11 protein-coding genes are annotated in these 10,693 nt (G+C 65.3%); 7 read left to right on the forward strand and 4 right to left on the reverse strand.

Annotation, left to right across the window (positions count from 1 at the left end):
• Positions 1-6: 6 nt before the first annotated feature.
• Positions 7-240, forward strand: coding sequence for a Trm112 family protein (locus ACIBI6_RS38900; RefSeq protein WP_040689305.1), 234 nt, complete (start codon positions 7-9; stop codon positions 238-240).
• A 45-nt stretch (positions 241-285) separates the two neighbouring features.
• Here ACIBI6_RS38900 and ACIBI6_RS38905 read toward each other — a convergent pair whose 3' ends face one another.
• From ACIBI6_RS38905 to ACIBI6_RS38920, 4 genes are all read right to left on the reverse strand, one after another.
• The gene (locus tag ACIBI6_RS38905) at positions 286-933 is read right to left on the reverse strand and encodes a TetR family transcriptional regulator (RefSeq protein ID WP_396960039.1); all 648 of its coding nucleotides are present in this window, start codon (positions 931-933) and stop codon (positions 286-288) included.
• Complete coding sequence (locus ACIBI6_RS38910) at positions 930-1,721, reverse strand: ABC transporter permease (RefSeq protein ID WP_364352106.1); 792 nt, start codon at positions 1,719-1,721, stop codon at positions 930-932. Before ACIBI6_RS38910 ends, ACIBI6_RS38905 begins: the two co-directional genes overlap by 4 nt.
• The gene (locus ACIBI6_RS38915) at positions 1,718-2,449 is read right to left on the reverse strand and encodes an ABC transporter ATP-binding protein (RefSeq protein WP_364352103.1); all 732 of its coding nucleotides are present in this window, start codon (positions 2,447-2,449) and stop codon (positions 1,718-1,720) included. Before ACIBI6_RS38915 ends, ACIBI6_RS38910 begins: the two co-directional genes overlap by 4 nt.
• A 77-nt stretch (positions 2,450-2,526) precedes the next feature.
• Positions 2,527-4,044 carry a multicopper oxidase domain-containing protein gene (locus ACIBI6_RS38920; RefSeq protein WP_364352100.1) on the reverse strand — a complete coding sequence of 506 codons (1,518 nt, stop codon included), beginning with the start codon at positions 4,042-4,044 and terminating at the stop codon, positions 2,527-2,529.
• A 180-nt stretch (positions 4,045-4,224) separates the two neighbouring features.
• Here ACIBI6_RS38920 and ACIBI6_RS38925 point away from each other — a divergent pair, with 180 nt between their 5' ends.
• From ACIBI6_RS38925 to tyrS, 6 genes are all read left to right on the forward strand, one after another.
• Positions 4,225-5,403 (forward strand): FAD-dependent oxidoreductase, encoded by a 1,179-nt coding sequence (locus ACIBI6_RS38925; protein WP_364352097.1) that lies wholly within the window; start codon positions 4,225-4,227, stop codon positions 5,401-5,403.
• An 88-nt stretch (positions 5,404-5,491) separates the two neighbouring features.
• Positions 5,492-6,391, forward strand: coding sequence for an RNA polymerase sigma-70 factor (locus ACIBI6_RS38930; protein WP_364352094.1), 900 nt, complete (start codon positions 5,492-5,494; stop codon positions 6,389-6,391).
• A 31-nt stretch (positions 6,392-6,422) separates the two neighbouring features.
• Positions 6,423-7,571 carry a low temperature requirement protein A gene (locus ACIBI6_RS38935; RefSeq protein WP_396960043.1) on the forward strand — a complete coding sequence of 383 codons (1,149 nt, stop codon included), beginning with the start codon at positions 6,423-6,425 and terminating at the stop codon, positions 7,569-7,571.
• Positions 7,572-7,593: 22 nt separating this feature from the next.
• Positions 7,594-8,205 (forward strand): DNA-3-methyladenine glycosylase, encoded by a 612-nt coding sequence (locus ACIBI6_RS38940; RefSeq protein WP_364352088.1) that lies wholly within the window; start codon positions 7,594-7,596, stop codon positions 8,203-8,205.
• A 107-nt stretch (positions 8,206-8,312) separates the two neighbouring features.
• Positions 8,313-8,750 (forward strand): DoxX family protein, encoded by a 438-nt coding sequence (locus ACIBI6_RS38945; RefSeq protein ID WP_396960045.1) that lies wholly within the window; start codon positions 8,313-8,315, stop codon positions 8,748-8,750.
• Positions 8,751-8,973: 223 nt separating this feature from the next.
• Positions 8,974-10,263: a tyrosine--tRNA ligase gene (gene tyrS, locus ACIBI6_RS38950; protein ID WP_396960047.1), complete on the forward strand. Its 1,290-nt coding sequence runs from the start codon at positions 8,974-8,976 to the stop codon at positions 10,261-10,263.
• Positions 10,264-10,693 lie beyond the last annotated feature (430 nt).

A 10,693-nucleotide genomic window follows, 5' to 3' on the forward strand; every position in this document is an offset into this window, starting at 1 on the left:
TCGATCATGCCGGAGGAAACCGCCTTGGACGCCACACTGTTGAGCCTGCTCGCCTGCCCGCAGGACAAGGGTCCGCTGCTGTTGGTCCGCGACGACAAGGGCGCGACCGCCCTCTACAACCCGCGCCTGCGCCGCGCTTACCCGATCGAGAACGGCATTCCGGTGCTGCTGATCGATGAGGCCCGCGATGTCACCGACGCCGAGCACGCCGCCTTCACCAGCCAGCACGCCGACGCCTGAGCAGTTATCCGCTCGGTGGCGCACGATAGCGTGCGCCACCGCGAATCACGGTGCGGGAGTATCAATTTCACCGGTGAGATAGCGCTGCAGCGTGGGGGCGACGGCCGCGACCAGTTCGGGACCCGGCATCGAGGCCAGCGGTTCTATCTCCAGGATCTTGCGCGCGACCAGCACGCCGATCATCTGCGTTCCCACCAGCGCGACCCGGGCGCGACCGTCATCCTCGGGCTTCGCGATCCGCATCCGTACCCGTTCCAGGACGACATCCAGGACAAATGTCCTGGCCAGCGCGGTATCACCGCCCGCGAGAATGCTGCGCACCGCCGCGACGATCCCGGGACCAGCGGGGGAGTCCCATACCGCGAGCACCGAACCGAGAATGGTTTCGCCGAGCCGATCCAGCGGCGCGGCCTCGATCAGACGCAGCGTGGCCTCAGGATCGATCGGCAACTCGACCACCGCGGCGAACAGTTGCTGTTTGGTCCCGAAATAGTGGTGGACCAGCGCGGGATCCACCCCGGCGTCGGCGGCGACGGCGCGAATCGAGGTCTTGTCGAAACCGATTTCGGCGAAGCGGGCGCGGGCGGCAGCGAGGATGTCCTCGCGGGCGCCGGAGCGACCCGGCCGGCGACCGGAGCGAGTGCCCCGGTCGCCGTTGGCCGTCGGGTCCGGTGCGGTCTCCTCGGCCGTCACGTGGTCCGCCGTCGTAGCGTGGCCGCGCCCAGGCACAGCGCGACAATGGCGAATCCGGCGACGACAGCCAGATCACGCAGCATCTGACCCGTGACATCCGAATGTGTCGAAACCTGTTGCAGCGCATCGACCGCATAGCTCAACGGCAGCACATTGCTGATCGCCTCCAACCAGCCGGGCAACTGTCCGCGCGGAACAAGCAAGCCGCACAGGAAGATCTGCGGTGCGACCACCACCGGCATGAACTGCACGGCCTGGAATTCGGTGCGTGCGAAGGCGCTTGCCAATAGCCCGAGTGCGACGCCGCAGATCGCGTCGACCATGGCGATCACCACCACCCAGACCGGACTGCCCGCCGAATCCAGGCCGAGCAGCCCGAAGGAGACCAGACAGGCCACCGCCGCCTGTGCCGCCGCGGCCAGCGAGAAGGCGGTGCCGTAGCCGGCGAGCAGATCGAGCTTCGACAGCGGTGTGGTCAGCAACCGCTCCAAGGTGCCGGAGGTGCGTTCGCGCTGCATGGCGATCGCCGTGATCAGAAACATCACGATGAACGGCAGGATGCCGAGCATGCTGATGCCGACGCGGTCGAAGATCGGCACCGGGTTCAACGGGTTGGTCGGGGCGTCCTTGTAGATGAAGTAGAGCAGCGCCATCAGGACCGCGGGAACCACGAGAATCATTGCGACAGTGCGGTGGTCGTTGCGCAGCTGACGCAGGATGCGTCCGGTCGTCGCGACATAGGGACGCAGCGTCGGTGTCCGGTGGCGCGGTATGAGGGTGGTAGTCATGCCGCACGTCCCATCGTGATCAGAGTGAGGAAGGCTTGTTCGAGGTTCTGCTCACCGGTCTCGGTGCGCAGTTCGTCCGGGCTGAGCTCGGCGAGCAGATCGCCCTCGCGCATCAACAGCAGTTTGTCGCAGTGCTCGGCCTCGTCCATCACGTGGCTGGAGACCAGCAGTGTCGTTCCGTTGGCGGCCAACTCGTGGAACTGTTTCCACAGGTCGACGCGCAGTACCGGATCCAGGCCGACCGTCGGTTCGTCCAGGATCAACACCTCCGGCTGCGCGACCAAGGCGCAGGCCAGTGATGCGCGGGTCTCCTGGCCGCCGGAGAGCTCGTCGCCGCGCTGATGGGCGTTGTCGAGCAGACCGACCGCGGCTATGGCTGTGTCGATGTCGTCGCGATCACGGCCGTAGAGCGCGCCGTAGTAGGCGACGTTTTCGCGCACGCTGATATCGCGGTAGATGCTCGGTGCCTGGGTCACATAACCGATCCGATGCCGCAGTTCCGCTGCGCCCGCCGGTAGTCCGAGCGCGGATATCTCGCCGGACGCCACGATCTGGGTTCCGACGACGCTGCGCATGAGCGTGGTCTTGCCGCATCCCGACGGTCCGAGCAGTCCGGTGATGGAACCGCGCGGGATGGTCAGCGAGATGTTGTGTAGGACTTCGCGGCCGCCGCGGCGCACGGTGAGGTTGCGAACCTCGACGGCGTGGGATGAGTGCAGGTCCGTCATGGGACGCCTCAATTCATCGAGTGTTGAATTCACTGTGTGATGAATTTAGCGCGCTCTGGTTCGCTGGGCAAGACCCGTTAGTGGTGATGTGTTGGTGTTCCGGCCGACTGGCCGGGCTCGACCACGACAAACTGGCCCATCATGCCCTGGTCCTCATGCCAGAGCAGGTGGCAGTGATACATGTACGGCGAGTTCGGATCGGCGGGTCCGTCGAACCGCATGGCGAGTTTCGCGGTGGTATTCGGCGGCAGGAAGATGGTGTCCTTCGGGCCGGTCAGCGCTTCGGGCGGCGGTGCGGCGTTCAATTCGAGGACGCGGAACTGCACATCGTGAATGTGGAAGTTGTGCGGCATGCCGTCGTTGTTGTGCACCACCCAGGTTTCGGCGGTGCCGCGAGTGACCGTCAGATCGATCCGATCCATTGCCATCGGACTGCCGTTGATACCACTCAGATTCAGTTCGAAGTTTCGCTCGCGCACGGAATCCGAGCCATCCGGTGTGGATGGATGTGTCAGTACCGCAGGCAATTCCGGCGATTGCCGCAATGTCGAGGCCGCACGCAATTCGAGGATGTCGAAGCTGTCGTCACCGCCTGAGAATCGCTGCGTCCAGAAGTTCAGTCCCGCATCGAGTTTCGTGCTGCGCAGCACCGTCCGTTCGCCGGGCCGCACGCGAACCACGATCTCGGCGCGTTCGCCCGGCGACAACCGCACCCGATCGAGCGCGACCGGATGTTCCACCAGTCCGCCGTCGGTGCCGACCAGCGAGAAGTGGCGTTCGTCGGCGAAGCCGAAGGTGTAGATCCGCGCCGTCGAAGCATTGAGCAACCGCAACCGCACGAGCTCATCGCCGACACTCCGATAGGGCGTGAGAGTTCCGTTCACCATGGTCCGGTCGCCGAGGAACCCGACGTCGCGGAACATGCCGTGTGACGAATCGAGCTGATTGCCACGGAATTTCACGTCCTGGACGATCACCGGCAGATCATCGACGCCGTAGTTCTTCGGCAGCGAAAGCCCTTCGGACACTTCGTCATCGAGTAGGAATAGCCCCGCGAGACCACGCCGGACGTGCTCTTCGGTCGCACCGTGCGGATGCGGGTGGTACCAGAGCGTGGCGGCGGGCTGGTCCACTGTCCAGTGCGGTGTCCACGTGTCACCGGCCTGCACCATCTGGTGTGGCCCGCCATCCATTGCCGCGGGCAGATGCATCCCGTGCCAGTGCACCGTCGACTGCTCCGAAAGATTGTTCCGAACTGCGACTTCTACCTTCTCCCCGCGCCGCGCCCGCAGCGTTGGTCCGAGATAGTCTCCGTTGAACCCCCATGTCCCGGTCGACTGACCCGCACGGAATTCCCTTTGCCCCGAACGCATTTCGAGTTCGAAGACCCGCGTACCGTCCGCTCGCACCCGAGACTGCGCCAGCGGCGGAATCGCGAGTTCGTTATTGAATTCGGTACTGCCGACAGTAGATATGGACGCACTGCTGTACACCCACGTCACGCAGCCGCCAACCGATAGCAGCAAAATCGTCGTGACCGCCACGCCGATCGAGAGAAACCGCCGCAACCACCGCGGCCGGGAAACCGAAGACATGCCGCAGACGGTAAGGATCACCGGCCCCTGACCACATCCGGGAGCGTCCCCATTTCACCCCTGATCCGGTGGGTGTCCCACGTCACATCGCGTGGCTGTCACGTCCGGCGGTGCTGCTTTGTCCGATGGTCGTCACCAACCAACAACCTGCCCCGGTGACACCGACCACGGGAGCAAGCCATGACCACCACCACGCATCGGATCGTCGTACTCGGCGCGGGCTACACCGGCATGCTGGCCGCCATTCGGCTGGCCAGGCGTACCCGCAAGCTCGATGTCAAGATCACCCTCGTCAACCCGGCCGCCCGCTTCACCGAGCGGCTGCGCATGCACCAGATCGCCGCGGGGCAGGAGTTGGCCGATAATCGGATCCCGCAAATCCTGGCGGGTACGGGCATCGAATTCGTCCAGGGCTGGGCAACTTCCATCGATCCCGAGGCCCAGCGGGTCTACCTCGATGGCACCGGCACGCTGCACTACGACGAGCTGGTCTACGCACTCGGCAGCAGCACCGACACCAGCATCGTGCCCGGCGCCGACGATCACGCCTGGACCCTGAACGATCCGCGCACCGCCCACCGATTCTCTGAACACCTCGCGGTGGTTGCGGCCAATGGTGGCACTGTCGCGGTGTGTGGCGGCGGTCTGACCGGTATCGAGGCGGCAGCCGAAATCGCTGAAAGCTTCCCGGGCCTGCGCGTCACGCTGATCAGCAGGACCGAACCGGGCGCGATGATGGGCGATAAGGCCCGTGCCTATCTGAACAAGGCACTCGATCGGCTCGGCGTGGCTCGTCAGGTCGGCCAGTCGGTCACCAAGGTGCTGCCGGACGCGGTCGAACTCGCCAGTGGCGAACTGGTTTCGGCCGATCTGACCCTGTGGACCACCGGCGTCCGTGTCTCGCCACTGGCCGCACAGTCGGGCATCGAAACCGATGCGCGCGGGCTCATCGTGGTCGATCCGACCCTGCGGTCGGTTTCGCACCCGAACATCCATGCCATCGGCGATGCCGCCGCAGTGCGCCAGGCCTGGGGACAGATCCACGGCACCTGCCAGTCCGGTATGCCGACCGCGGCGTACGCCGCCGACACCATCGCGCGGCAGCTGAAGGGCAAGAAGGTCAAGCCGTTCCGGTTCGGCTACTTCCACCAGCCCGTCAGCTTGGGGCGCACGGATGCTGTCATCCAGTTCACCAAGGTCGACGACACCCCCGGCCGGTTCTACCTGACCGGACGCGCCGCCGTGCTGTACAAGGAGAGCGTGAGCAGCAGCCCGTTGCCGAGCTTCAAGCTCAGCAAGAAGATGACGGTCTCGGTCCAGCTGTCCAAGGGCGGCAAGGCCACGCGTCGGACCGTATGAACCGGATGAGCCGTCCGCCAGCCCAGGCGGGCGGTTTCCGCGTTCGTCCCGAAAGCTGGATTGCCAAATCCGGACTTGCAATAGGAGCATGGGCCAAATGGTCGACGCTACGCCCGCGCGGGATCCATTCATCGAACACCGGCGGCTGCTCTTTTCCACCGCCTACCGGATGCTCGGCACCGTCACCGATGCCGAGGACATCCTCCAGGACACCTGGCTGAAGTGGAATGAAACCGATCAGTCGGCGGTCCAGCACCCCAAGTCCTATCTGGTGCGCACAGTCACCAACCTGTCGTTGAACCGGCTCACCTCCGCCAAGGCCAAACGCGAAACCTACGTCGGCCCTTGGCTTCCCGAACCCCTGCTGACCTCACCGAATATCGCCGAGGAGACCGAGTTGGCCGACACCGTCTCCACCGCGATGCTGGTGGTCCTGGAGACCTTGAATCCGGTGGAGCGCGCGGTCTTCCTGCTGCGCGAGGTCTTCGGCTACAGCCACGCCGAAATCGCCGACACCCTCGACAAGCCCGAGGCCACCGTCCGGCAGATCGCACATCGGGCCCGCTCACATGTGCAGTCCCGCCGCCCGCGCTTCGATACCGATAAGGCCGAGCGCACCCACATCACCGAACAATTCATGGCCGCCTGCGCCGGTGGCGATCTCAATGCCCTGATGGATCTGCTCGCCCCCGATGTCACCTCATGGTCTGATGGCGGCGGCGTGGTCACCGCGGCCCGGCGTCCGCTGTACGGACCCGATCATGTGGCCCGCTGGGTCCTCGGCGTACTCGCCAAGCCGTCGGTCGCGGGCATCGTCCTCGAGCCAGCGCATATCAACGGGGAACTCGGTGCGCTGGCGCGCATCGAGGGCAATCCGGTGGCGGCGTTCACCTACGACATCATCGACGGCCACATCCACAACCTGCGCTTCCAGGTGAACCCGAGCAAACTCGGGGGGCTCTACATGGGGACCGACGTCCTCGGGTGACCATTGCGGGGCGTTGCTTTACGATCCTGCCGTGACCAGCCAGACCACGGAAACAAACGTGGACGGAGGTCAGGTTCGGGTTTCCACCCTGGAGCTGTTCTTCGATCTCGTTTTCGTCTTCACCATCACCCAGCTGACCCACGTCTTCACCCACCATCCCGGCTGGGAGGCACTGGCTCAGGTGGTGGTGCTGTTCGGGGTTATCTGGTGGATGTACAGCGGCTACGTCTGGCTCACCAACGAGGTGGCGCCGAGCAGTTCGCAGCGCCGCACGCTGCTGTTGATCGGTATGTTCGGCTTCTTCGTGCTGGCGCTGGCGATCCCGGACGCGTTCCACGGCACGGGTCTAGCTTTCGGTCTCGGATACGTCCTGGTCAACACCGTGCACACGGCACTGTTCTGGGTCAGCGGCGGCACCTCGGCCAGCCAAGCGATCAAACGCCTCGCGCCACTGAACGCGCTCGCGGCAGGGCTCGTGCTCGCGGGCGGATTCGTGCACGGCTGGTGGCAATACCTGTGCTGGGGTTCGGCACTCGCGGTGCAGATACTGAGCCCGTACCTGGTCGACACCCGCGATTTCGTGGTGCGGGCCAGCCACTTCTGTGAGCGCAACGGGCTGGTGATCATCGTCGCCATCGGTGAATCGGTGGTCGCGATCGGTCTGGGACTGGCAGGGGAGAAGCTGACGGTGCCGCTGACCGCCACCGTCGCACTCGGCCTCTGCCTGGTCTATGTGCTGTGGTGGGCCTATTTCGGGATCGACGACGAGCGCGGCGAGCACGCGCTTGCCGCGGTTCCCGCGCGGGAACGCTCGCGTCCCGCGTTGCTCGCCTACGGCTATGCGCTCTACCCACTGCTGATCGGCATTACGGTCGCGGCCGCGGGCATCAATATGACCATCGCGCACGGCAACGAACGCGCTTCCATCGCCGCGGCGTCCGCGCTCTCCGGCGGCGTCGCGCTGTACTTCTTCGGACAATTCTGTTTCCGGCTCGCATTGGGTCTGCCGCGCCCGTGGTCGCGACTGCTCGCCGCCGCTGCGGTGGCCGTCACCATCCCGATCGGTGTCGTATGGGTCGCCTGGGCACAGCTGGCAGTGCTGGTCGCTGTCGGCTATGCCGCGGTGATCATCGACGACCTCGTCACGCTGCGCTCGGGCCAGCACAGTCGCTACGTCTGACTTTCGGGAACAATTGAGAGTCGTGCGAAATGAAGAACTCGCGGTCGAACCGCCCGCCGCGGCCCGCCGACTGCTCGGCTCGACGCTGTGGTCCGGACCGGTCGGCGTGCGCATCGTCGAGGTAGAGGCATATGGCGGCGATCCGGCCGGACCGTGGCCGGATCCGGCATCGCATTCCGGACGCGGGCGGACCAAGCGCAATGCGGTGATGTTCGGGCCCGCAGGAGTGCTGTACGTCTACCTCAGCTACGGCATGCACATGTGCGTGAACGTGACCAGCGGTCCGGACGGCACGGCGAGCGCGGTACTCATCAGGTCCGGCGAAGTGATCGCCGGGTTGGAGACGGCAAGGGATCGACGGCCACCAGCCCGCACCGACGCCGATTTGGCAAGGGGCCCAGGAAATCTCGGCAGCGCGCTTGGAATCACGCTGAGCGACTATGGAACTCCGCTCTTCGACCCTGCCTCGCCGATCCGGTTGGAACTCAACGGCGCGATCGACCCCGCCGAGATTTCCAACGGCCCGCGCGTCGGGGTCAGCAGCGCGGCGGATGTACCGTGGCGATTCTGGCTCGCATCACCGGCGGTCTCGGTCTACCGGCGCAGCCCGCGCGCTCCGATGGAAGCGGTATAACGCCAGGTCACAAGAATTTTCGGGATCAGCGATGAGTTTTCGGCGCGGTGTCCGTCCTATCTGTTGAACGCGCTGCACCCGCCGCGACCGAACCGAAGGATAGACAGATGACCGCCATCGCCTCCGCCGCCCCCATCACCGCCGCCGCCGTTGCCCGCCGCCCCAGCAAGAAGATGAATATCGCGCTCTGGACCGTGCAGATCCTGCTCGGGCTGTTCTTCATCATCGCCTCCGCCGCCCCGAAGCTGCTGGGTGCGCATGCTGCGGTCGAATCCTTCGACACGATCGGTTGGGGCCAGTGGTTCCGCTACTTCACCGGCCTGGTCGAACTCGCCGGCGGCATCGGCCTGCTGGTGCCCCGCCTGACCGGCCCCGCAGCCGTCGGCCTGACCATCACCATGGTCTGCGCCGCCCTGACCCAGGTGTTCCTGCTCGGCGCGGCCGCTCTGGCGCCCTTCCCGCTGGTGCTCGGCGTGGTGTTCGTCTGGATCGCCTGGCAGCGTCGCGACAGCATCATCGCGGTGCGGGAGCTGCTGGCTCGCTGAACATCCGAATAACGCACACGATCGGCAGACCTGCGGTCTGTCGATCGTTGTCGCGTTTACCGAAAATGGTTCGCCCTGCGTGGCGGCGCACGGCGACACTGAGGGCCATACCGGTCGCGGGGACCGGTGCGGAAAGATGGGACAGCGTGAGCGAACGAAGTGAGCGAACCATGTGCCAGCGCGCCTCGCGCACGCCGGAGCCGAGCGCCAGCGAGGCGCAGGCGTGAGCGGCGACATCATCGACGAACTGACCTGGCGCGGACTGATCGCGCAGTCCACCGACCTGGAAGCCCTGCGCGCGGCGATAGCCGCCGGGCCGCTGACCCTGTATGCCGGTTTCGATCCCACCGCGGCCAGCCTGCACGCCGGACATCTGGTTCCGCTGCTTGCGCTGAAGCGGTTCCAGCGTGCGGGTCATCGCCCGATTGTGCTGGCCGGCGGTGCCACCGGCCTCATCGGCGACCCGCGCGACGTGGGCGAGCGCACCATGAATTCGACCGATACCGTCGCGGAATGGGCGGGCCGGATCCGCTCGCAACTCGAGCGCTTCGTCGACCTCGACGACTCGCCCACCGGCGCGATCATCGCCAACAATATGGACTGGACCGGTCAGCTATCGACCGTCGACTTCCTACGCGATATCGGCAAGCACTTCTCGGTCAACGTCATGCTGGCCCGCGACACCATCAAGCGGCGCTTGGACGGTGAGGGCATCTCCTACACCGAATTCAGCTACATGCTGTTGCAGGCCAACGACTACCTCCAGCTGCGCCGCAACTACGGCTGCACACTGCAGGTCGGTGGTTCGGACCAGTGGGGCAACATCATCGCCGGCGTGGAGCTGAACCGTCGCGTCGATGCTGCGTCGGTACACGCGCTGACCGTGCCGCTCGTTACCTCGGCCGACGGCAAGAAATTCGGCAAGTCGACCGGCGGCGGCAGCCTGTGGCTCGATCCGGAGATGACCAGCCCGTACGCCTGGTACCAGTACTTCGTGAATACCGCCGATGCCGATGTCGTGCGGTACCTGCGCTGGTTCACCTTCCTGTCCCGCGAGGAGTTGGCCGAGCTGGAGTCGGCCACGACCGAGCGTCCGCATGCTCGGGAAGCGCAGCGCAAGCTGGCCGAGGAAATGACGAATCTGGTGCACGGCGAGGCGAATACCCGCGCCGTGCAGTTGGCGAGTCAGGCCCTGTTCGGCCGCGCGGATCTGCGTGAACTCGATGAGCCGACGCTGTCGGCAGCCCTGCGCGAAGCCGCGGTCGACGGCACGGTCGCGCAGGTCGGGACCGGTGAACCGAGCACGATCGTCGATCTGCTGGTTGCCTCCGGACTGTCGGAGAGCCGCGGCGCCGCGCGTCGGGCGGTGAACGAGGGTGGAGCGTCGGTGAACAACGAGCGGATCTCGGATCTGGAATGGACGCCCGCCGATGCTGACTACCTGCACGGACGGTGGTTGGTGCTGCGCCGCGGCAAGCGGAACTTCGCGGGCGTACTGCGGGCAGGCGCATAAAGATCACGTGGCTCGGGTCACATTCGGGTGGCCCGGACCAGGTTTCGGGGGTGTCGGATGGCCTCTGACCTGCGGAATGACATGCGTGTAGTGCGGATTTGACTCGACGTTCTCCGCCGCGTAACTTTATCCAAGTCAGAGCGACACGGACACCGACCCGGAGCCCAAAGCGCAGCGGAAACGTTGAGCACAGCGGCCTGGGAAACGAGGTAGGACGAGGAGCGCCTGGCGACCAGCGTTGCCGGATCGAACGAGCAGACTTGACTCTGCGCGGGCGGTTGGCTAGGCTAGGAAAGTTGCCTCAACAAGCCTCCCGAGAGAATCTGGGGTGGAGTTGTGTGCGTGTGTTCTTTGAGAACTCAATAGTGTGTCGATGAATGTCAGTGCCAAATGTTTTATTTGGTTCCGGCTCCTCATACCCCCGTGTGGG

The sequence above is a fragment of the Nocardia sp. NPDC050412 genome (assembly GCF_044458825.1).
GTDB lineage: Bacteria > Actinomycetota > Actinomycetes > Mycobacteriales > Mycobacteriaceae > Nocardia.